Origin of the sequence: Streptomyces sp. NPDC088097 (assembly GCF_044741845.1) — a bacterium.
Lineage (GTDB): Bacteria > Actinomycetota > Actinomycetes > Streptomycetales > Streptomycetaceae > Streptomyces.
The window spans coordinates 840,095-861,341 of the sequence record NZ_JBIUTJ010000003.1 but is presented as its reverse complement, the minus strand read 5'-3'; the positions used below and the strand labels follow the sequence as shown (position 1 = coordinate 861,341).

At 73.2% G+C, this 21,247-nt stretch carries 24 protein-coding genes; 12 read left to right on the top strand and 12 right to left on the bottom strand.

The annotated features are described in order from the left end of the window. The first annotated feature begins 160 nt into the window (after positions 1-160). The 3 genes from ACIOD1_RS14070 to ACIOD1_RS14060 are packed head-to-tail and all read left to right on the top strand — an operon-like array spanning position 161 to position 2,326. Complete coding sequence (locus tag ACIOD1_RS14070) at positions 161-1,075, top strand: ATP-binding cassette domain-containing protein (protein ID WP_401902312.1); 915 nt, start codon at positions 161-163, stop codon at positions 1,073-1,075. Between the two features lie 20 nt (positions 1,076-1,095). Then, positions 1,096-1,848, top strand: coding sequence for an ABC transporter permease (locus tag ACIOD1_RS14065; protein ID WP_365625155.1), 753 nt, complete (start codon positions 1,096-1,098; stop codon positions 1,846-1,848). Positions 1,849-1,888: 40 nt separating this feature from the next. After that, the gene (locus tag ACIOD1_RS14060; protein WP_401902311.1) at positions 1,889-2,326 is read left to right on the top strand and encodes a hypothetical protein; all 438 of its coding nucleotides are present in this window, start codon (positions 1,889-1,891) and stop codon (positions 2,324-2,326) included. A 28-nt stretch (positions 2,327-2,354) separates the two neighbouring features. Here the strand turns inward: ACIOD1_RS14060 and mug are convergent, their stop codons facing one another. From mug to ACIOD1_RS14035, 5 genes are all read right to left on the bottom strand, one after another. Further along, entirely contained in the window at positions 2,355-2,906 is a 552-nt protein-coding gene (mug, locus tag ACIOD1_RS14055) for a G/U mismatch-specific DNA glycosylase (RefSeq protein ID WP_365625176.1), read from the bottom strand. Next, complete coding sequence (purB, locus tag ACIOD1_RS14050; RefSeq protein WP_365625149.1) at positions 2,903-4,336, bottom strand: adenylosuccinate lyase; 1,434 nt, start codon at positions 4,334-4,336, stop codon at positions 2,903-2,905. Before purB ends, mug begins: the two co-directional genes overlap by 4 nt. Before the next feature lie 71 nt (positions 4,337-4,407). Continuing rightward, the gene (locus ACIOD1_RS14045; RefSeq protein WP_365625146.1) at positions 4,408-5,190 is read right to left on the bottom strand and encodes an SGNH/GDSL hydrolase family protein; all 783 of its coding nucleotides are present in this window, start codon (positions 5,188-5,190) and stop codon (positions 4,408-4,410) included. Between the two features lie 68 nt (positions 5,191-5,258). Continuing rightward, positions 5,259-6,278, bottom strand: a complete 1,020-nt coding sequence (locus tag ACIOD1_RS14040) for a hemolysin family protein (protein ID WP_365625143.1) — start codon at positions 6,276-6,278, stop codon at positions 5,259-5,261. Continuing rightward, a complete protein-coding gene (locus ACIOD1_RS14035; RefSeq protein ID WP_401902309.1) occupies positions 6,275-7,612 on the bottom strand; it encodes a hemolysin family protein in 1,338 nt (445 codons plus the stop codon). The genes ACIOD1_RS14040 and ACIOD1_RS14035 overlap by 4 nt, the downstream gene beginning before the upstream one ends. A 225-nt stretch (positions 7,613-7,837) precedes the next feature. Here ACIOD1_RS14035 and ACIOD1_RS14030 point away from each other — a divergent pair, with 225 nt between their 5' ends. Then, on the top strand, positions 7,838-8,272 hold the full coding sequence (locus ACIOD1_RS14030) for a GNAT family N-acetyltransferase (RefSeq protein ID WP_365625137.1): 435 nt from the start codon (positions 7,838-7,840) through the stop codon (positions 8,270-8,272). Here the strand turns inward: ACIOD1_RS14030 and ACIOD1_RS14025 are convergent. The 5 genes from ACIOD1_RS14025 to bioB all read right to left on the bottom strand — a co-directional run bounded on the left by ACIOD1_RS14025 (position 8,263) and on the right by bioB (position 12,990). Next, entirely contained in the window at positions 8,263-8,751 is a 489-nt protein-coding gene (locus ACIOD1_RS14025) for an isochorismatase family protein (protein WP_401902306.1), read from the bottom strand. The genes ACIOD1_RS14030 and ACIOD1_RS14025 overlap by 10 nt on opposite strands. A gap of 87 nt (positions 8,752-8,838) precedes the next feature. Then, on the bottom strand, positions 8,839-9,495 hold the full coding sequence (locus tag ACIOD1_RS14020; RefSeq protein WP_401902304.1) for a methyltransferase domain-containing protein: 657 nt from the start codon (positions 9,493-9,495) through the stop codon (positions 8,839-8,841). A gap of 232 nt (positions 9,496-9,727) precedes the next feature. Next, positions 9,728-10,447: a dethiobiotin synthase gene (bioD, locus tag ACIOD1_RS14015; protein ID WP_401902302.1), complete on the bottom strand. Its 720-nt coding sequence runs from the start codon at positions 10,445-10,447 to the stop codon at positions 9,728-9,730. A gap of 1 nt (position 10,448) precedes the next feature. Next, on the bottom strand, positions 10,449-11,783 hold the full coding sequence (locus tag ACIOD1_RS14010) for an adenosylmethionine--8-amino-7-oxononanoate transaminase (protein ID WP_365625128.1): 1,335 nt from the start codon (positions 11,781-11,783) through the stop codon (positions 10,449-10,451). Next, the gene (bioB, locus tag ACIOD1_RS14005) at positions 11,776-12,990 is read right to left on the bottom strand and encodes a biotin synthase BioB (protein WP_365625126.1); all 1,215 of its coding nucleotides are present in this window, start codon (positions 12,988-12,990) and stop codon (positions 11,776-11,778) included. The genes ACIOD1_RS14010 and bioB overlap by 8 nt, the downstream gene beginning before the upstream one ends. Positions 12,991-13,145: 155 nt before the next feature. On the opposite strand from bioB, the gene ACIOD1_RS14000 reads away from it, so the two are divergent. Then, complete coding sequence (locus tag ACIOD1_RS14000; protein ID WP_401902300.1) at positions 13,146-14,327, top strand: 8-amino-7-oxononanoate synthase; 1,182 nt, start codon at positions 13,146-13,148, stop codon at positions 14,325-14,327. A 7-nt stretch (positions 14,328-14,334) separates the two neighbouring features. Here the strand turns inward: ACIOD1_RS14000 and ACIOD1_RS13995 are convergent, their stop codons facing one another. Next, positions 14,335-14,571 (bottom strand): DUF397 domain-containing protein, encoded by a 237-nt coding sequence (locus ACIOD1_RS13995; RefSeq protein ID WP_365625120.1) that lies wholly within the window; start codon positions 14,569-14,571, stop codon positions 14,335-14,337. Positions 14,572-14,584: 13 nt separating this feature from the next. Then, positions 14,585-15,469, bottom strand: coding sequence for a helix-turn-helix transcriptional regulator (locus ACIOD1_RS13990; RefSeq protein WP_365625117.1), 885 nt, complete (start codon positions 15,467-15,469; stop codon positions 14,585-14,587). Positions 15,470-15,666: 197 nt separating this feature from the next. Between ACIOD1_RS13990 and ACIOD1_RS13985 the strand changes: the two genes are divergently transcribed. From ACIOD1_RS13985 to ACIOD1_RS13955, 7 genes are all read left to right on the top strand, one after another. Beyond that, a complete protein-coding gene (locus ACIOD1_RS13985) occupies positions 15,667-16,116 on the top strand; it encodes an ATP-binding protein (RefSeq protein ID WP_365625114.1) in 450 nt (149 codons plus the stop codon). 328 nt (positions 16,117-16,444) lie between these two features. Continuing rightward, positions 16,445-16,747 carry an urease subunit gamma gene (locus ACIOD1_RS13980; protein ID WP_365625111.1) on the top strand — a complete coding sequence of 101 codons (303 nt, stop codon included), beginning with the start codon at positions 16,445-16,447 and terminating at the stop codon, positions 16,745-16,747. 13 nt (positions 16,748-16,760) lie between these two features. Continuing rightward, a complete protein-coding gene (locus ACIOD1_RS13975; RefSeq protein WP_401902296.1) occupies positions 16,761-17,072 on the top strand; it encodes an urease subunit beta in 312 nt (103 codons plus the stop codon). Beyond that, positions 17,065-18,786 (top strand): urease subunit alpha, encoded by a 1,722-nt coding sequence (locus ACIOD1_RS13970; protein WP_401902294.1) that lies wholly within the window; start codon positions 17,065-17,067, stop codon positions 18,784-18,786. Before ACIOD1_RS13975 ends, ACIOD1_RS13970 begins: the two co-directional genes overlap by 8 nt. Before the next feature lie 16 nt (positions 18,787-18,802). Then, entirely contained in the window at positions 18,803-19,477 is a 675-nt protein-coding gene (locus ACIOD1_RS13965) for an urease accessory UreF family protein (RefSeq protein ID WP_365625102.1), read from the top strand. A gap of 49 nt (positions 19,478-19,526) precedes the next feature. Further along, positions 19,527-20,225 (top strand): urease accessory protein UreG, encoded by a 699-nt coding sequence (ureG, locus tag ACIOD1_RS13960; protein ID WP_401902291.1) that lies wholly within the window; start codon positions 19,527-19,529, stop codon positions 20,223-20,225. Positions 20,226-20,227: 2 nt separating this feature from the next. Further along, positions 20,228-21,040 (top strand): urease accessory protein UreD, encoded by an 813-nt coding sequence (locus ACIOD1_RS13955; RefSeq protein ID WP_401902358.1) that lies wholly within the window; start codon positions 20,228-20,230, stop codon positions 21,038-21,040. Positions 21,041-21,247: the final 207 nt, after the last annotated feature.

Below are 21,247 nucleotides of genomic sequence, written 5' to 3'. Positions count from 1 at the left end.
CGTTTTCTTGTGATCATCGCCGGATCGTATTGAGGATCCGTCACCGAACCAAAACGGGCCGGGGCGGGGGGGGGGGGGGGGCCCCCCCCCCCGGGGGGGGCCCCCCCCCCCCCCGGGGGGGGGGCGGGCGGGGGGGTGGGCCGGCGGCGAATCTTGAGCCATGAACCGCATCGAGATCCGCGAACTGACCAAGGACCACGGCGCCCGTAGGGTCGTGGACCACCTCACCTTCGACGTCCTGCCCGGGCGGGTCACCGGGTTCCTCGGCCCCAACGGCGCCGGCAAGTCCACCACCATGCGCCTGCTGTTGGGCCTGGACCGGGCCACTGCCGGAACCGCCACCATCGGCGGCAGCCGGTTCGTCGACCTCCGGGACCCGCTGCGTCAGGTGGGGGCCCTCCTCGACCCCCAGGCGATCCACGGCGGTCGCAGAGCCCGTGACCACCTCCTCGCGCTCGCCGCGAGCAACCGGATCCCGGCCTCCCGGGTGGACGAGGTCCTGGAGCAGGCGGGCTTGGGGGAGGTGGGTCGCCGCCGCGTCGGCACGTTCTCCCTCGGCATGCGCCAGCGGCTGGGTGTGGCCGCCGCGCTGTTGGGGGACCCCGGAGTACTGCTGCTGGACGAGCCGACCAACGGGCTCGACCCGGAGGGCATCATCTGGATCCGGGAACTGATGCGGGGCCTCGCCGCCGAGGGCCGCACGGTGTTCGTCTCCAGCCACCTCATGGCCGAGTCGGCCGCGTTCGTCGACCACCTCGTGGTGCTCGGGCAGGGGGTCCTGCTCGCCGATACGCCGATGACGGAGTTCATCGACGCCCGCAGCGCGCCCGGGGTACGGCTGCGGACCTCGGAGCCGGACCGGCTGGCGGCGGCCCTGGCCCGGGAGGGCCTGCGGTTGGACCCCGCCGCGGGCGGGCGCTGGACCGTCGCGGGCGTACGCGCCGATTCCATAGGCGCCCTCGCGGCCCGGGAGGGGGTTCCGATCCTCGAACTGTCCGACGAACGCGCCTCGCTCGAAGAGGCCTACCTGGCCCTTACCGCCGACAGCGCCCCCTACTCCGCGCCCGCCGCCTGAATCCGATGGGAACCACTGCGATGGCTTTCACCGCCCTGCCCACCCGTCCCGTCCTGCACTCGGAATGGATCAAGATACGGTCGGCCCGTTCCGTCCTCGGCTCCCTGGTGTCCGTCTTCGCGGTCACGGTCGGCATCACAGTGCTCACCACGATGGCGATCGGCACCTCCGAGCCGGGCGCGCTGGGGGAGGACCCTCTGCTCGGAGCCTTCTTCGGCATCAACTTCGGGCAGATAGCCGCCATCGCCTTCGGAGCCACCGCCTTCGCCGGCGAGTTCCGGGGCGGCGCCCTGAGGGTCTCCCTCACCGCCGTGCCCCAACGGACCCGGCTGTACCTGTCGAAGGCGGCCGTCGTGGCCGGATCGGCCTTCGTGGTCGGCGAGATCACCGGCCTGATCACCTTCCTCGCCGGGCAGGCGTCCATGGGGGAGTACGCCCTCTCCCTGGGTGACCCGGGGGCCGTGCGGGCCGTCTTCGGCAGCGGGGTCTACCTCGCCCTCATCGCCCTCCTGTCCGGCGGGCTGACCGCACTGGTGCGCAGCGGCACGCTGGTCATGAGCCTGCTCATACCCCTGCTCCTGATCGTGCCATTCGTCATCGGTGAAGTCGCCGGAGGAGCCGCGGGGTTCCTGCCGGACCGGGCCGGACAGATGGTGATGCGCGGGGAGTTCGAGGGTCCCCTCGGACCGTGGAGCGGGCTCGGTGTGACCGCGCTGTGGGCCCTCGTGGCCCTCGCCGCCGGGTGGCTCGCGCTGCGACGCCGGGACGCGTGACGCAGGGCCAGTTGTCAGAGGGTCCCGGAATACTGACGGCATGACCACGGCACAGCATCTCGATCTGATCGACCGGCTGCGGGCCCAGTGCTTCTCGGCCGGGCCGGTCCGTCTGGGCCGGCACAGCGGTGGCCCCGGGTACCACCTGGTCGCCCTCGGGGAGACCCGGGACTTCTGGGACGACGACGGTACGGGACGCGTCGAGGCAGCCGAAGAGATCGAGGCCGCGTACGAGGCTCTCGCCCGGGCCCTGTCCGGCCGTTGGGGCGAGCCGCAGGTCTTCACCCTCGACTCACCGGCGATCCACGGCCCTGATCGGACGCGCATCCCGCAACCGTGGGAGGAGCTGAGCGCCGGTGCTCGCGAGGTGAGCCTGTGGCGGGCCGAGGACCGGTGGCTCGTGATCTGTGTGGCCGGTCGGGGCGAGACGGACCCCTACGTGCTCATGGTGGGCATCACCGTCACCGACCCGCCGTAAGCCTGTCCGCCACGGGGGCGGACACGGCTCAGGGGGTGTCGGGGGAGGCCTCGGCGGTCGTGCGGAGCCGGGCGTACTCCTGGGCCATCGACTCGGCGGTCCAGTGGGCGTTGAGGCCGCTCGGGTTGGGCAGGGCCCAGACGCGGGTCGAGCCGATGGTGCGCTCCTGGAGGCCGATCCTGGCCTGGCGCTCCCCGAAGGCCGTGCGGTAGGCGGTGACTCCGACCACGGCCAGCCACTGGGGGCGCAGGAGTTCCACCTTGGCCGTCAGGATCCGGCCGCCCTCGCGGAACTCCTCGGCGCTCAGCTCGTCGGCGCGGGCGGTGGCCCGGGCCACGACGTTGGTGATGCCCAGACGGTAGGAGAGCAACTCCTCCTGCTCCGACGGGGCCAGCCGGCGGGGGGTGAAGCCGGACAGGTGCAGCACCGGCCAGAAGCGGTTGCCCGGGCGGGCGAAGTGGTGGCCCGTCGCGGCGGACAGGAGGCCCGGGTTGATCCCGCAGAACAGCACGCGCAGACCGCCCGCGACCACGTCCGGGAGGACGCGGTCGCGGGCGGCTTCGAGCTCGTCGGGCGTCAGAGGATCGACCCCGGCGCGTACCCGGCGGCTGCCGGGTGCTGCTTCGCGATGGCCTCGATCCGGGAGACCACCGTGGCGACCTGGTCGCCGGCCGCGCCCGTGAAGGACAGCTTGTCGGCCATCAGGGCGTCCAGCTGTGCGCGGTCCAACGGCATGCGCTGGTCGGCGGCCAGCTTGTCCAGCAGCTCGTTGCGCTCGGCGCCCTGCTCGCGCATGGCGAGGGCGGACGCCACGGCGTGCTCCTTGATGACCTCGTGCGCGGCCTCGCGGCCCACGCCGGCCCGGACGGCGCCCATGAGTACCTTGGTGGTGGCGAGGAAGGGGAGGTAGCGGTCCAGCTCGCGGGCCACGACGGCCGGGAAGGCGCCGAACTCGTCCATCACGGTCAGGAAGGTCTCCAGCAGACCGTCGAGGGCGAAGAACGCGTCGGGCAGGGCCACGCGGCGGACGACGGAGCAGGAGACGTCGCCCTCGTTCCACTGGTCGCCGGCCAGCTCGCCCGTCATCGAGGCGTAGCCGCGCAGGATGACCATCAGGCCGTTCACACGCTCGCAGGAGCGGGTGTTCATCTTGTGGGGCATCGCCGAGGAACCGACCTGGCCCGGCTTGAAGCCTTCGGTGACCAGCTCGTGGCCCGCCATCAGCCGGATCGTCTTCGCGATCGAGGACGGGGCGGCGGCCAGCTGCACCAGCGCGGTGACGACCTCGTAGTCCAGCGAGCGCGGGTAGACCTGGCCGACCGAGGTGAAGGCCTGGGCGAAGCCGAGGTGGGTCGCGATGCGCTGCTCCAGGTCGGCCAGCTTGGCGGTGTCGCCGCCGAGCAGGTCGAGCATGTCCTGGGAGGTGCCGACCGGGCCCTTGATCCCGCGGAGCGGGTAGCGCTCCAGCAGGTTCTCCAAGCGGTCGTAGGCGACCAGCAGCTCGTCAGCGGCGGTCGCGAAGCGCTTGCCGAGGGTGGTGGCCTGCGCGGCGACGTTGTGGGACCTGCCGGCCATGACCAGCTCGGCGTGCTCGCCGGCCAGCTTGCCCAGGCGGGCCAGGACGGCGACCGTACGGTCCCGCGCCAGCTCCAGGGAGAGCCGGATCTGGAGCTGCTCGACGTTCTCGGTGAGGTCGCGGGAGGTCATTCCCTTGTGCACGTGCTCGTGGCCGGCGAGGGCGTTGAACTCCTCGATGCGGGCCTTCACGTCGTGCCGGGTGACCTTCTCGCGCTCGGCGATCGAGGCCAGGTCGACGGTCTCCAGGACGCGCTCGTAGTCGGCGAGGGCGGCGTCCGGGACCTCGATGCCGAGGTCCTTCTGGGCGCGCAGCACGGCGAGCCACAGCCGCCGCTCCAGCGTCACCTTGTACTCGGGGGACCACAGGACGGCGAGCTCCGCGGAGGCGTAGCGGCCGGCCAGGACATTGGGGATGCGGGGCTTGGCTGTCACGTGGAGTGATTCTACTTGGGCCACGGCTGTGGCTTTACGCAGGTGGGGGCGCCGCCCGTGATTGTGCCTTGCTACGAGAGCGGAGCGCCGCCGTAGGGCCCCAGCTCGGGCCGCTTGGCGGGACGACCGTCGCCCGAGGAGCGGCCCGTCAGGCGGCGGCCGATCCAGGGCAGCAGGTGCTGTCGGGCGAAGCGGAGGTCCGCGCCCCGGCGGACCGGCCAACCGGCGGCCACCGAGGGGGGCAGCGGAGCCCGCCAGTCCTCCTCGGGCGGCAGGCCCAGGGCCTGCCAGACGGCCTCGGCCACCCGGCGGTGACCCTCGCCGGTCAGGTGCAACCGGTCCACGTCCCACAGGCGCTGGTCCCCGAGCACGGGCGCCCCGTACAGGTCGACGAGCAGCGCTCCGTGGCGTGCGGCGAGCTCCTCCAGGATGACGAAGAGCTCCTCCATGCGCGGACGGAAACGTTCCATCACCGGGCCCTGCCGACCCGGGGAGCGCATCAGCACCAGGCGCCCGCAGGACGGCGCCAGCAGGGCCACCGCCTCCTCCAGGTGGCCGCGCACCCTGGCCATGTCCACCTTGGGCCGCAGGGTGTCGTTCAGCCCGCCCACGAGCGCGACCACGTCGGCCTTCATGGCGGCCGCCGCCGGAGCCTGCTCGCCGGCGATCTGGCCGATCAGCTTCCCGCGCACCGCGAGGTTCGCGTAGCGGAAGTCCGGCTCGCGGGCCGCCAGCCGGTGGGCGAGCAGATCGGCCCACCCCCGGTAGGAGCCGTCGGGGAGCAGGTCGGACATGCCTTCGGTGAAGGAGTCGCCGACCGCGACGAAACTGGTGTAAGAGGCATTCATCTCCATGGCGGGAGCGATGCTACCGCGCGGTACCCCGACTCCGCAGCGCCGGGGACCGCGCGGTCCGCACCCCATCAGGTCGAGGCGGGCCGCCCGAACAGCTCGCGCAGCACGTCCTCCATCGTCACCAGCCCCGTCATGGTCCCGTCCGCCCCCAGCACCGCCGCGAGGTGCGTACGGCTGCGCCGCATGGCGGTCAGCACGTCGTCGAGCGGAGTCTCCGCCCGCACCTGGGCGATCGGGCGCAGCGCGGACAACGGGAAGGGCTCGTCCCGCTCCTCCACGTCCAGGGTGTCCTTGACGTGGAGGTAGCCGAGGATGCGGTGCCGGTCGTCGACCACCGGGAAGCGGGAGTACCCCGTCGCTGCCGACAGCCGCTCCAGCCCGGCGGCCGTGATGCCCTCGCGCGCCGGAACGACCTCGTCCTCGGGCAGCACCACATCGGTGACCGGCCTGCGGCCCAGCTCCAGGGCGTCGTGGAGACGCTCGCTCGCCCGGTAGTCGATGAGCCCCGCTTCGCTGGAGTCCTTGACGATGCGGGCCAGCTCGTCGTCCGAGAAGCTGGCCGCGACCTCGTTCTTCACGTCCACCCGCAGCATCCGCAGCAGGGCGTTGGCGAAGGCGTTGATCGCGAAGATCACCGGACGCAGGCCGCGGGTCAGGGCCACCAGCGGCGGTCCCAGCAACAGCGCGGTGCGCACCGGCTCGGCGAGGGCCACGTTCTTCGGCAGCATCTCGCCGAACAGCATGTGCAGGTACGTCGCCAGGGCCAACGCCACCACGAAGGAGATCGCGTGGGTCAGCCCGGACGGCACCCCGAGCAGGTCGAGGACGGGGCTCAGCAGATGGGCGATGGCCGGCTCGGCCACCACGCCCAGCACCAGGGTGCACAGGGTGATGCCCAGCTGCGCCGCCGCCATCAGCGCCGACACGTGTTCCAGGCCCCACAGCACGGCGCGGGCACGACGGTCGCCCTGCTCGGCGAACGGCTCGATCTGGCTGCGCCGGACCGAGATCAGCGCGAACTCCGCGCCGACGAAGAAGGCGTTGACGACCAGCGTCGCCAGGCCGATCAGCAGTTGGATCGCGGTCATCGGCCCTCCTCCGTACCCTCGACGCCCTCGGCGGCCGGTGCGTGCAGCAGCACGCGCGCGGCGCGTCGGCCGCCTGCGTCCATCACGTCCAGCCTCCAGCCCTCCAGCTCCAGGCGGTCGCCCACCTCCGGGATCCGGCCCAGCTCGGTCGCTATCAGGCCGGCCAGGGTCTCGTACGGTCCGTCCGGCACCCGCAGACCGATCTGCCGGAGCTGGTCCGTGCGGGCGCCGCCGTCGGCGGAGTAGAGCGCGCGGCCCGAGTCGTCCGTACCGGCCGGGGCCAGGTCGGAGGTCTCGTGCGGATCGTGCTCGTCGCGCACCTCGCCGACGACCTCCTCGACGATGTCCTCCAGGGTGGCCACGCCGGCCGTGCCGCCGTACTCGTCGATCACCACGGCCATCGTCTGCTTGCCCGCCAGCCGGTCCAGCAGCCGGTCCACGGTCAGCGACTCGGGTACGAGCAGCGGCTCGCGCAGCAGCTGCGAGACCGGGTGGCGGTGGCGCTCCTCGGCGGGCACGGCCAGCACGTCCTTGATGTGGACGGTGCCGACGACCATGTCCAGGCTGCCCCGGTAGACGGGGAAGCGCGACAGGCCGGTCGCCATGGTGGCGTTGGCGACGTCCTCGGCGGTGGTCTGCAGGTCGAGTGCGGTGACCTGGACGCGCGGGGTCATCACGTTCTCCGCGGTCAGATCGGCCAGGTTGAGGGTGCGCACGAACAGCTCCGCGGTGTCCTTCTCCAGCGCGCCCGCCTTGGCGGAGTGACGCGCCAGGGCCGCGAGTTCCTGCGGGCCGCGCGCGGACGCCAGCTCCTCGGCCGGCTCCAGGCCGAACCGGCGGACCATGTGGTTCGCGGTGGTGTTGAGGTGGCTGATCAGCGGCCTGAAGGAGCGGCTGAAGACGCGCTGCATGGTGGCCACGCGCTTGGCGATCGCCAGCGGCGAGGAGATCGCCCAGTTCTTGGGCACCAGCTCGCCGACGACCATCAGCACGACGGTCGAGAGCGCGGTGCCCAGCAACAGCGCGGTGGTGGAGGCCGCTCCGGCGGACAGCCCCATGGCCTCGAAGGGTCCCTGGAGCAGGGCGGCGATCGAGGGCTTGGAGATCATGCCGATGACCAGACCGGTCACGGTGATGCCGAGCTGGGCGCCGGACAACTGGAAGGTGAGGCTGCGGACGGCCGCCAACGCGCTGTCGGCGCCGCGCTCACCGCGCTCGACGGCTCCTTCGAGCTCGCTCCGCTGGACGGTGGTCAGCGAGAACTCGGCCGCCACGAAGACCCCGCAGGCGAGACAGAGCAGCAGCGCCACGAGGAGCAGGAGGACTTCGGTCATCGGTCGGTCACCTCCGTCCCATGATCGGCCAGGAGGAGGGAGGCCGCGCGACGTCGCGCACGGGGCTCGGGGTGTCGGGGACTGGGAGGCTCGCCCATGGGCGGACGCTCACACCTTTCGTCGGAGAAGTGTTCGGGGTGGGACTGTGCCCACCCATGGTAAAGGAAAGGCAAAGTCGATGGATCCTCCTTTTGGTCTACCCGGGCGTGGTGATGGGATCCCGTCATGAACGATCTTCACATCGGGCCCGCCTCGACGGACGACCTGCGCGCCGTGCTGGAGTTCTGGAAGGGCGCCGCCAAGGGCACCAGCATCAGCGACGACCTCGCCGGGGTCGAGCGCCTGCACGCCAGGGACCCGTACGCCCTCCTCCTCGCCCGGTGCGACGGCGAGCTGGTCGGCACGGTCGTCGCCGGGTTCGACGGCTGGCGCTGCCACCTCTACCGGCTCGCCGTGCACCCGGACCACCGCAGGCGGGGGATCGGGTCCGCGCTCCTCGCCGCCGCCGAGGAGCGGTTCGCCGACCTGGGCGGCCGGCGGGCCGACGCGATGGTGCTCGACGGGAACGGGGACGCCCACGGGGCCTGGGCCGCGGCCGGCTACCACGCCGAGGACGCCTGGAGCCGATGGGTCAAGCCGCTGCCGGCGCCTCAGAGGTAGGCCGCGGTGTCGCGCACCGCGCCGAACCGGGGAAAGATCCGTTTCACCGCGAAATCGTGCTCCTCGGCCTCGAAGCCGGACATGGCGTCGGCGACGAACTCCACCTCGTAGCCGAGGTCGCTCGCGGCCCGCGCGGTGGACTCGACGCCCATCGTGGTCACCAGCCCCCCGAACACCAGCGTGTCCGCACCGAGCGCGCGCAACCGCTCGTCGAGACCGGTGCCGTGGAAGGCCCCGACGGTCCGCTTCACGATCAGCACGTCGCCCGGTCGCGCCAGGTCCTCGGCGAATCCGCTGCCCGGCGGCTGCGCGGGCACGTTCGGCCGCTCCACCCGGACGAGCACCACCGGCCGTCCGTCGGCCCGGAACGCGTCGGCCAACCGGCGGCAGCGCGCCAGGACCTCCTCGCCCGAGTGGGGCGCGACGGGCAGGGCGATGATGCGGGGCATCAGGTCGACGAGGATCAGCGCGGAGGTCACGCGGGGATCGTAGCCAGGCGCCGGCCGCTCCGGAACGGTTGCGGGCGTACGGGGCCTTGGCGCCCCGGCCGCACCCACCGGGCGGGCTCAGTCGGGGGAGCGGCGGGCCGTGCCGATGACGCGGTACGAGTCGGGGAGCGCGGGGCCCCGTACGGGGACGCGGAACGCGCGCTGGGCGACGATGCGGAAGCCGGCCGCCTCGATCGAGGCGAGCGGGTCACGGGCGGTGTGGCAGCCCCCGAAGAGGCGGGGCCACACCGTACGGTCCAACGCCCGCTGGACGGCGGCCGTGCCCGGGCCGGGGGCGAGCCCGTGCTCCAGGAAGCGCAGTTCGGCGCCCGGACGGAGCACCCGGTACAGCTCGGCGAGGGCGCGCGGCAGGTCGCGCACGCTGCAGAGCGCCAGGGAGGCCACGGCCACGTCGAAGGCCTCGCTCTTGACGGGGAGGGCCTCGGCCGCACCCGGTACCAGGTCCACCGGGACCTCGGCGCGCAGCGCGGCGGCGGCCGCGAGCCGGCGCGGGCCGCGCTCCGGTTCGACGACGACGACCTCGGAGACCGTACGCGGGTAGTGCGCGAAGTCCGGGCCGTTCCCCGCGCCGATCTCGATGACGCGGCCGGACGCTCCGCGCAGCAGCTCCCGGCGCAGGGCGGCCGTCCCCACCCGGGCGTGGAAGCGGGCGCCGTACGGGTGGTGGAGCGGGACGTACGGGTGGTGGGCCGGATCGGGAGGGCGTGCGGGCATGACGAACCTCCGGGCACGAGTCGGGGGCTGACACGGGGCCTGGCGCGGGCCCTGGCGCGGGCCCTGGCGCGGGGCCCTGAGACGGCGCCCGGTACGGGGGCGCCCCCTCGGGGCTGTTCCCCGCCGACGCACGGCGAAACCGCGACGCGCCCCGACGCCGGCCGGGCCGCGAGGCCCGACCGGCCCGGGATGCCGTGCCGGCCGGGCAGGGGCCGGATCCGAAGGAGACGGCCTACGCCGGCCAGGCCTCCAGGAAGGACCGCGCCGACCAGGTGCCGTCGAGCCCGGGCGCCAGCCAGCCCGGGGCGGCCGAGCGGAAGGCGTCGGGCGTCAGGACGCCCGAGCCCTCGGGGACGGCGCCCAGGAGCGGCAGGCCGGAGACCTTCGGGAGGTCGGCGAGGTTGCAGCGGGACGCCAGGTCGGGGTTGGCCGGCCAACTGCCGATCACCACGCCGAGCGGGCCGAGGGCCCGGGCGCGCAGGGCCTCCGCCGTCAGGGCGGTGGAGTTGAGCGTGCCGAGCCCCGCGGGCGCCACCAGCAGCACCGGCGCCGCCAGCAGCCGCGCCGCGTCCGCCAGGGTGTTGCCCTCCTCGTCGAAGCGGACCAGCAGCCCGCCCGCGCCCTCCACGAGCACCAGGTCGTGCGCGGCGGCCAGTCGCCCGGCCGCCTCCGCGACGGCCGCGGGCGACACCGTCGCCAGCCCGGAGCGCCGCGCGGCGGTGTCCGGGGCCAGGGGTTCGGGGTAGCGGGCCAGTTCCAGGGCGGTCACGGTCGGGCCGGCGAGGCGTACGACCTCGGCGGCGTCCCCGGGTTCGTCGGGGGAGACCCCGGTCTGCGCCGGCTTGAGCACCGCCACCGAACGGCCGGCCGCCACGGCGGCCGCCGCGATGGCCGAGGTGACCACCGTCTTGCCGATTTCCGTGCCCGTACCGGACACGAAGACGACCGGCATCTCAGCCCTCCTCCGCCGCCGCGACGACCGCGCGGCAGATCCGGGCGACGTCCTCGTCACCGGTGACGAACGGCGGCATCGTGTAGATCAGGTCGCGGAACGGCCGCAGCCACACGCCCTCGCGGACCGCGGCCCGGGTCGCCGCCCAGACGTCCACGGGACGGTCCAGTTGGACCACGCCGATCGCGCCGAGCACCCGTACGTCCTTGACCCCGGGCAGCGCGGAAGCCGCCGCGAGGCCCTCGCGCAGGCCCGCCCCGATCCGCTCGACCTCGCCGGCCCAGTCCTGGCCGAGGAGCAGGTCGACGGAGGCCAGGGCCACCGCGGTGGCGAGCGGGTTTCCCATGAAGGTCGGCCCGTGCGCGAGGACCGGGACCTCGCCGCGCGAGATGCCGTCGGCGACCCGCTCGGTGCACAGGGTGGCGGCGAGGGTGAGGTAGCCGCCGGTCAGCGATTTGCCGAGGCACATCACGTCGGGGGTGATCCCGGCGTGGTCGGCGGCGAAGAGGGCGCCGGTGCGGCCGAAGCCCGTCGCGATCTCGTCGAGGACCAGCAGGACCCCGTACTCGTCGCACAGCTCGCGCAGGACCCGAAGGTAGCCGGGGTTGTGGAAGCGCATGCCGCCCGCGCCCTGCACCACCGGCTCCACGATCACCGCGGCCAGTTCGTCGGCGTGCGCCGCGATCAGGGCGCGCAGGTGCTCGCGGTACGCCGGGTCGACGGGGGTGTCGAAGTCCCCGGGCGGGGCGTCGGCGAACACCTGCTGCGGCAGGTGTCCCTGCCACAGCTCGTGCATGCCGCCCTCGGGGTCGCAGACCGCCATCGGCTGCCAGGTGTCGCCGTGGTAGCCGCCGCGCCAGGTCAGCAACCGGGTCTTGCCGGTCCGGCCCAGCGAACGCCAGTACTGGAGGCACATCTTGACGGCGACCTCGACGGAGACCGACCCGGAGTCGGCGAGGAAGACGTGCTCCAGCCCCGGCGGGGTGATCTCCACGAGCCGGGCCGCGAGCCGGACGGCGGGCTCGTGGGTGAGCCCGCCGAACATGACGTGCGACATCCGGCCGAGCTGCGCGGTCGCCGCCTCGTTGAGCACCGGGTGGTTGTAGCCGTGGATCGCCGACCACCAGGAGGACATGCCGTCGACCAGCTCGGCGCGCCCTTGGGCGGGCGCGGCGAGCCGCAGCCGGACCCCCGAGGCGGAGGAGACCACGAGGGCCTCCTGCCGCCCGGGCATCGGGCCGTACGGGTGCCAGACGTGCTGCCGGTCCAGGGCCAGAAGCCGGGAGGTGTCCGACTCCGGGTCGAGGGGGTCGTGCAGGGGGAACGGGTCACGCATTGGGGGCGAGGTCCGTTCCCGCGCCGCGGCGGCGCACCGCCACCAGGTCCGAACGGACTCCGCCGGCCTCGGCCTGGGCCGGTACGGGAGCCTCCTCGCCGTGCCCGGAGCAGCCGCCGCAGGCCGAGCCGCAGCCCGCCTCGGCGGAGGCGGGGCCCGCGGATCCGCACGCGCCGCCGGCCGGGGCCGCGGCGGCGATGTCGGAGCGGTGCGCGGGCAGGGTGGTCGTACCGGCGCCCTCCACCTCGAAACCGGCGTCCGCGATCATGTCGAGGTCGGCCTGCCCGGCCTGGCCCTCACTGGTGAGGTAGTCGCCGAGGAAGATCGAGTTGACCAGCTGCAGGGCCAGCGGCTGCTGCGTGCGCAGGTGCACCTCGCGGCCGCCCGCGAGGCGGACCTCCACGTCGGGGCAGACGAAGCGGACCATCGCGAGGATCCGCAGGCAGCGCTGCGGGGTCAGGTTCCACTCCTTGGCGAGCGGGGTGCCCTCGAAGGGGATCAGGAAGTTGACCGGCACCGAGTCCGGGTCCAGCGCGCGCAGCGAGTAGACGACGTCGACCAGGTCCTCGTCGCTCTCGCCCATGCCGGCGATCAGGCCGGAGCACGCCGACAGGCCCGCCCCGTGCGCCTTCCGCACGGTGTCCACGCGGTCCGCGTACGTGTGCGTCTTGGTGATCGCGCCGTACGTTGCCTCGGACGTGTTCAGGTTGTGGTTGTAGGCATCCGCCCCCGCGTCGCGGAGCCTCTCGGCCTGGCCGTCGGAGAGCAGGCCGAGGCACGCGCACACCTCGACGCCCTCGTTCTGCTCCTTGATGGCGGCGATGGTCTTGCCGACCCGGTCCACGTCGCGGTCCGTCGGACCGCGCCCGCTCGCCACGAGGCAGACGCGCTTGGCGCCGCCGGCCACGCCCGCGGCGGCCGCCTGGGAGGCCTCCTCGGGCTTGAGCCACGTGTACTTCAGGATCTCGGCCTTCGATCCCAGGCGTTGGGAACAGTAGGAGCAATCCTCCGGGCAGAGGCCCGACTTCAGGTTGACCAGGTAGTTCAGCTTGACGCGGCGCCCGAACCACTGGCGGCGCACCTTGCCGGCCGCGGCCACCACGTCGAGCAGTTCGTCGTCGGAGGTCGCCAGTACGGCGAGCGCCTCTTCGCGGGTCGGCAGCTCGCGCCGCAGTCCCTTTTCCACCAGGGTGTTCAGCAGGTCCATGGGCCCGATCCTGGACCACACGGGTACTCCCGGCCAAGGAGAGATCCGACAACATGGCCTGAAGGGAGTGTGTGGATCGCCACACCTGCCCCTCGGGCAACGGCGACTAGGGTCGAGCCGAACTGTCGACTGCCGACAAAACCCGAGGACCGTTGATGAACCGGAACACCGCCGCGCCCGTGGACGCCTTCGCCTGGATCGACGGCGCCGAGCGGGAGCGCGAGCGGGCCGGACTGGTACGGACCCTGCGGCCCAGGCCCCCGGCACCGGACCTCCTCGACCTCGCGAGCAACGACTACCTCGGGCTGTCCCGGCACCCGGAGACCGTCGCGGGCGCGACGGCCGCGGCCGAGCGATGGGGCGCCGGTGCGACCGGATCGCGCCTGGTCACGGGCTCGACCGAACTGCACGCCGAGCTGGAACGGGAGCTCGCCGACTTCGCGGGCTTCGAGGCCGCGCTGGTCCTGTCCACGGGGTACGCGGCGAACCTGGCGGCCGTCACCGCGCTCGGCGACCGTGGCACGCTGATCGTCTCGGACGCCGGGAACCACGCCTCGATCGTCGACGGCTGCCGCCTCTCGCGCGCCGAGGTGGCCGTGACCCCGCACGCGGACGCGGAGACCGCGGCGAAGACCCTGGCCGCGCACGCGGGCCGGGCACTTCTGGTCAGCGACTCGGTGTTCTCCGTCGACGGGGACGCCGCCCCGCTCGCCGCGTACGCCGCCGCCTGCCGGGCGGCGGGGGCGGCCCTGGTGGTGGACGACGCGCACGGGCTCGGGGTGCTGGGCGAGGGCGGCCGGGGCGCCCTGTACGGCGCGGGCCTCGCGGGGGACCCCGGCGTGGTCGCGACGATGACCCTCTCGAAGTCCCTGGGCAGCCAGGGCGGCGCCGTGCTGGGGCCCGCCAAGGTGATCCGGCACCTGGTCAACACGGCCCGGGCCTTCATCTTCGACACCGGCCTCGCCCCGGCCGCCGCGGGCGCGGCCCTGGCGAGCCTGCGGCTGCTGCGCCGGGAGCCGGAACGCGCGGCCCGGGTGCGGGAGGTGGCGGGAGAGCTGTACGGGCGACTCACCGTGTCCGGCCTGACCGCGGTCAGACCGGACGCGGCCGTGGTGTCGGTGCGGGCCCCGTCGGCCTCGGCGGCACTGCGCTGGGCCGCCGACTGCCGCGAGGCAGGACTGTCCGTGGGGTGTTTCCGTCCGCCGTCCGTGCCGGACGGCGTCTCCCGGCTGCGGCTGACCGCTCGCGCCGATCTCACGGGGGACGAGATCGCGCGGGCCGTCGACACGGTCCTGCGGACCGCTCCCGCCGGCGCCACGGACCGGTGGACCGCCTAGGCCGTCTCTAGACCGAGACGACCGGGTCGGGCAGACCCGCCCTCACCGTGGCGAGGAAGCCGGTCCAGGCCGGCCCGGTGAAGAGCACGGCCGGGCCGTCCGCCCGTTTGGAATCGCGGACGGCGAGCAGGCCGCCGGAAAGGGCGGCCGCTTCCACGCAGTTGTTCATTCCGGTGCTGCGGCTGCTGCGCCGCCACCGCGTGCTGCTCGGAAGTCCGCCGGTGGATAAGAGCGTTGCGGACACGGGGAGTGCCTCCTTACGCGTCGTCAGCGAGTGAGCTGATCAGATCCGACGAGTCACGGGGCGGGAGGGCGTGCGCCTGGATGGTGCGGAACGCGGCGCTGTACGCGTCAAGGTCTTCCTTCCGCTCCAGATAGAGGCTACTCGTCAAATGGTCGAGTACCACCACATCCAGATCGGCGATGTTCGGAAATGAGAAAATTACGAACGGTCCTGTGAGGCCGAGATGCCCCCCCACGGTGAACGGCAATACCTGGAGCGTGACTTGGGGGAGTCGGGACACCTCCACGAGGTGCCTCAGCTGCTCCCGCATCACCCCCGGACCGCCGATCTGCCGCCGCAGTACGGCCTCGTCCAGCACCGCGCTGAGCTGGAGCGGCGGATCGGTCCGCAGCACCGATTGACGGGCCAGCCGTACGTCGACCAGCGCGTCCACCTTCGGCTCCGGGAGCCCGCCGAGCGCGGCCCGTGTCACGGCGCGCGCGTACTCCGGGGTCTGGAGCAGGCCCGGGACCACCGAGAGCTCCACCGTGCGCGCCCTGCGCGCCCCCGCTTCCAGGCTGATGAAGTCCCGGTACTCCTGGGGGAGCAAGCCCCGGTAGTCGTGCCACCACTGACGACCGCGCCCTGTGTCCCCGCTCGGGGCGGGACCGGCGGCGGAGGCTCCGAGGGCCTCCAGGAGCGCGCGCTGCTGGGCGCTGACGACGTCCCCGTAGGCGTCGAGCAGCAGTCGGACGTCGGCCGTTTTCGCGCCACTGCGGCCCGTCTCGATGCGGCTGACTTTCGACTGGTGCCAGCCGACGATCCGGGCGACCTCACCACTGGTGAGTCCGGTGCGGTCGCGCAGCGCCCGCAATTCCTCGCCGAGCTTGCGCCGCCGCACCGCGGGACCGTGCTGCATACCCGCTCTCCTTCCACCGGCGCGGCCCGCGCCGGTCCCTCGTCCAAATACGCTCTTCCGTAGCAGAGTTCACCGCATTGAGCGACAGATATATGCATATCTTGGGGGAATGCCGGAAACCGCGGGACGATGGGTGGCACTCTGGCGCTCAGCGTAGATCCGGGGCGGCTCCGTCCCGGTGGGAAAGGGACGTCGCCATGGCAGATCAGCTGGAAGCATCCGTCACTCTGCCGAGCGATCCGCTCTCGGTCGCCGCCGCCCGCCGCCATGTCGCACAGGTCCTGCGCGAATGGGGCCTGGACGAGGACTCCGACACCGCCGACGCCGTCCGTCTGATCGTCTCCGAACTCGCCACCAACTCCGTGCAGCACACCTTCGGGCAGTCGCCCACCTTCACCGTGGACGTCCGCCTCGAACGCGAGGAGTGGTTGCGCGTCGGAGTCACCGACAGCCACCCCCGATGGCCGCGCCGGCTGCCGGCCGCCGTCCAGCAGGACAACGGGCGGGGCATGGTGATCATCCGCTGGCTGGCGGCGGAGGCCGGGGGCCGACTGTCCGTCAGCCCGACCGAGGACGGCGGCAAGACCGTGTGGATCGCCCTGCCCTGGCCGGCCGCGGCCCGCGCGCGCACCACCCGGGGCTGCTGAGGGGGACGAACGCGGCGGGACCACCGGAGGGAACGTATACGCCGCCCCCGGAACCGCCGTCGACCGGAAGCCCGATCGATCGAACCGTGCCGCTCCCCGAAACGTGGGTTAACCCGGCGGAAAACTGCCGCCCCTACGTTGGTCCTCGCGGCCCTCCGTCAATGATCACCCAAGCGGCGGTAAAGCGAAGGTGATCGGCACGGAAAGCCTCTCCCTTCGTTGGGCAAGAGCTGCTTGGCACGGATATACGGAGGTCAACAAACTGTTGACGACCCGTACGGTCGTTCCGGCGCGACGTCGATCATGTCCCGGAAGCTTGGTGATACAGGTGCAATTGACACCACACGAACAAGAGAGACTCCTGATCCACGTCGCAGCCGACGTGGCCGGGAAGCGCAGGGCGCGCGGGGTCCTCCTGAACCACCCCGAGGCCGTCGCCCTCATCACCTCCCACGTCCTCGAAGGAGCCAGGGACGGCCGTACGGTCGCCGAACTCATGGCGTCCGGACGCACCGTGCTCACCCGCGCGGAGGTCATGGAGGGCATCCCCGAGATGATCCACGACGTCCAGGTCGAGGCCACCTTCCCGGACGGCACCAAGCTCGTCACCGTCCACGACCCGATCGTCTGAGGAAGGCCCCACCATGATCCCCGGCGAAATCGCCTTCGGGGACGGTCCGGTGCGCCTCAACGAAGGCCGCCCGGTCACCCGTCTCACCGTGCTCAACGCCGCCGACCGGCCCGTCCAGGTCGGCTCCCACTACCACTTCGCCGAAGCCAACCCCGGCCTCGACTTCGACCGCGCCGCCGCGCGCGGGCAGCGCCTCAACATCGCCGCCGGCACCGCCGTCCGCTTCGAGCCCGGCATCCCGGTCGCCGTGGAACTCGTACCGCTGGCCGGGCTGCGCACCGTACCGGGCCTGCGCGGGGAGACCGGAGGTGCCCTCGATGCCTGAGATCCCGCGGCAGGTGTACGCCGACCTCTTCGGCCCCACCCGGGGCGACCGGATCCGGCTCGCCGACACCGACCTCTTCGTCGAGATCGAGCAGGACCTCAGCGGCGGCCCCGGCAACTCCGGTGACGAGGCCGTCTTCGGCGGTGGCAAGGTCATCCGCGAATCCATGGGACAGGCCCGCACCACGCGCGCCCAGGGGGCTCCCGACACGGTGATCACCGGGGCCGTGATCCTCGACCACTGGGGCATCGTCAAGGCCGACATCGGCATCCGCGACGGCCGCGTCGTCGGCATCGGCAAGGCCGGCAACCCCGACACCATGGACGGGGTCGACCCCGCCCTGGTGATCGGCCCCGAGACCGAGATCATCGCGGGCAACGGGAAGATCGTCACCGCCGGCGCCATCGACGCGCACGTGCACTTCATCTCGCCGACGGTCGTCGACGAGGCCCTCGCCTCCGGCATCACCACCCTCGTCGGCGGTGGCACCGGCCCCGCCGAGGGCTCCAAGGCCACCACCGTGACCCCCGGCCCCTGGCACCTGGCCCGGATGTTCGCCGCGCTGGAGGCCTGCCCCGTCAACATCGGGCTGCTCGGCAAGGGCAACACGATGTCCCGTGACGCCATGCACTCCCAACTGCGCGGCGGCGCCCTCGGATTCAAGATCCACGAGGACTGGGGTTCCACCCCCGCCGTGATCGACGCCTGTCTGAGCGTCGCCGACGAGACCGGCGCGCAGGTCGCCATCCACACCGACACCCTCAACGAGGCCGGCTTCGTGGGCGACACCCTCGCGGCCATCGCCGGGCGGACCATCCACTCGTACCACACCGAGGGCGCAGGCGGCGGTCACGCCCCCGACATCATCACCGTGGTCTCCGAGCCGTACGTGCTCCCCAGCTCCACCAACCCGACCCGGCCGCACACCCTCAACACCGTCGAGGAACACCTCGACATGCTGATGGTCTGCCACCACCTCAACCCGGCCGTGCCCGAGGACCTCGCCTTCGCCGAATCCCGCATCCGGCCCTCCACCATCGCGGCCGAGGACGTCCTCCACGACCTCGGGGCCATCTCCATCATCTCCTCCGACTCCCAGGCGATGGGCCGGGTCGGCGAGGTCGTCATGCGGACCTGGCAGACCGCGCACGTGATGAAGAAGAGGCGCGGCTTCCTGCCCGGCGACGGCCCCGCCGACAACCACAGGGCCCGCCGCTACGTCGCCAAGTACACGATCAACCCCGCCGTCGCCCAAGGCCTCGCGCGGGAGGTCGGCTCGGTCGAGGTGGGCAAGCTCGCCGACCTGGTGCTGTGGAACCCGGCGTTCTTCGGGGTCAAGCCCGAACTCGTCATCAAGGGCGGCCAGATCGCCCTCGCCCAGATGGGTGACGCCAACGCCTCCATCCCCACCCCGCAGCCCGTACTGCCCCGCCCCATGTACGGAGCCATCGGGCGCGCCCCCGCCCTGAACTCCCTCAACTTCACCGCGCAGGCCGCCCTCGACGACGGACTGCCCGAACGCCTCGGCCTCGGCAAGCAGTTCACCGCCATCGAGAACACCCGCAAGCTCGGCAAGTCGGACATGCGCAACAACGACGCCATGCCGAGGGTCGAGGTCGACGCCGACACCTTCACCGTCCGCATCGACGGAGAGGCCGTGGAGCCGGCGCCCGTCACGGAGCTGCCCATGGCGCAGAGATACTTCCTCTTCTGATGACGGGGCCGCGCTCATGAGCCTCGCCGCACTGCTCGTGCTCGCGGACGGCCGCTTCCCCGCCGGAGGGCACGCACACTCCGGCGGGGCGGAGGCCGCCTGCAAGGCGGGCCGGATCCACGACGCCGCCACCCTGGCCGACTTCTGCCGGGGCCGGCTGCACACCGCCGGCCTCACCGCCGCCGCTCTCGCGGCGGCCGCCGCCCTCGGGCTCGACCCGGCCGCGCTGGACGCGGCCGCCGACGCCCGCACCCCCTCGCCCGCGCTGCGCGCCGCCGCCCGCCGCCTGGGCCGTCAACTCCTGCGCGCCGCACGGGCCACCTGGCCCTCCGCCGAGCTGGACGCGATCGCCGCGGCCTTCCCGCGCGGGGCCCACCAGCCCGTGGTCCTGGGCCTGACCGCCCGGGCCGCCGGACTCGGGGCCCTGGACGCCGCGCACGTGGCGGCGTACGAGAGCGTCAGCGGTCCGGCGACGGCGACCGTACGGCTGCTGGGCCTCGACCCCTTCGAGGCCACCGGGGTGCTGGCCCGGTTGGCGCCCGAACTCGACGCGGTCTGCGCCCGGGCCGCCGAGGCCGCCCTGCTGGCCCGCACCGAAGGCCCGGGCGCCCTGCCCGCCGCCTCCTCGCCCCTGCTGGACATCGCGGCGCAGGCCCATGCCGACTGGCCGGTACGCCTCTTCGCCTCCTGAGCACCCCGACCGGCCACCCGACCGGTCCCCCCACACCAAGGAGAACCCCGTGCACCTCGACCACGACCTGGCCTACTCCCACCGGCACACCCACAGTGCCGAACCGCTCCGCGCCGACGGCAGTCGCCGCGCCCTGCGCATCGGCCTCGGCGGCCCCGTCGGCTCCGGGAAGACGGCGACCGTCGCCGCCCTCTGCCGGACGCTGCGCGCCGAACTGTCCATGGCGGTGGTCACCAACGACATCTACACCCGAGAGGACGCCGAGTTCCTGCTCCGCGAGGCCGTGCTGCCTCCCGAGCGGATCAGCGCGGTCGAGACGGGAGCCTGCCCCCACACCGCGATCCGCGACGACATCTCCGCCAACCTGGAGGCCGTCGAGGAACTGGAGGAGGCCTTCCGCGACACCGCGCCCCTCGACCTGATCCTCGTCGAGTCCGGCGGCGACAACCTGACCGCCACCTTCTCCCGGGGCCTGGTCGACGCCCAGATCTTCGTCATCGACGTGGCCGGCGGGGACGACATCCCGCGCAAGGGCGGCCCCGGGGTCACCACCGCCGACCTCCTCGTCGTCAACAAGACCGACCTCGCCCCCTACGTCGGCTCCGACCTGGACCGGATGGCCCGCGACGCCGCCGAGCAGCGCGGTGAACTGCCCGTCGCCTTCCAGTCCCTGCGCGGCGCCGAAGGCGTGGCCCCGGTGGCCGGTTGGGTGCGCGAGCGCATCGCCGCCTGGACGGTCGTACGGTGACCATCGCGCCCGCCCTCCCCGCCGCCGCGCCCGCTCTCCCCGCCGGGCCCGCCCTCCCCGCCGCAGGGCTCCGCGCCACGGCCCGGATCGGGGCCGTCCGCGACGGGCGCGGCGGCACCGCCCTGCCCCTGCTGGCCGGGGAGGGGCCGCTCGCCCTGCGCCGCACCCGGGGCGAGGAGGGCGAGGCCTCGGTGATGCTGGTCGGCGCGATGAGCGCCCCCCTCGGCGGGGACCACCTCACGGTCGAGGCGGAGGCGGGCCCCGGCGCACGCCTGTGCCTGCGTTCGGCGGCGGCCACCCTGGCCCTGCCCGGCCGGGGAGGCGAGGCGGCCCGGTACGACGTACGCCTCGCACTCGCCGCCGACTCGGCGGTCCGCTGGCTCCCCGAACCGCTGGTCTCCGTGCGCGGCAGCGACCTCCGCGTGCGGACCACCGTCGAACTGGCTGCCACCGCACGCCTCCTGCTGCGCGAGGAGCAGGTCCTCGGCCGCACGGGCGAGAGCCCCGGGCGCCTCCTGAGCCGCCTCACCGTCAACCGGGACGGCCGCCCCCTCCTCGACCAGGAAGTCGCCTGCGGTCCGGGCGCCCCGGGAGGCTGGGACGGCCCGGCGGGGATCGCCGGCCACCGGGCGCTCGGCCAACTGCTCGTCGTGGACCCGCGCTTCGACCGGGACCCGCCCCCGGCCGCGCTCCTGGGCGAGTTCGCGGCCCTCACCCCGCTCGCCGGGCCCGCCGTCCTGGTGACGGCCCTCGCCCCCGACGCCCTGCGGCTGCGCGAAATCCTGGACGGGGCGATGCGGACGTACGGCTGGTGACGCGCGGGCACACCCGGGGCGAATGGGACACCGCTCAGCGGTACACGCCTTTCCGGTTATCGGGTTGGCAAAGAACTCGACCTTGACCTGTTGCCGGGTACAGGTCAGGCGAAAGGATCCCCCTGCACGCCGACGACCGAACCCGACCGAACACGGCCGCCCACGGCGGCACCTGACGCAGGGGGAACAACCACGTGATACGCACCG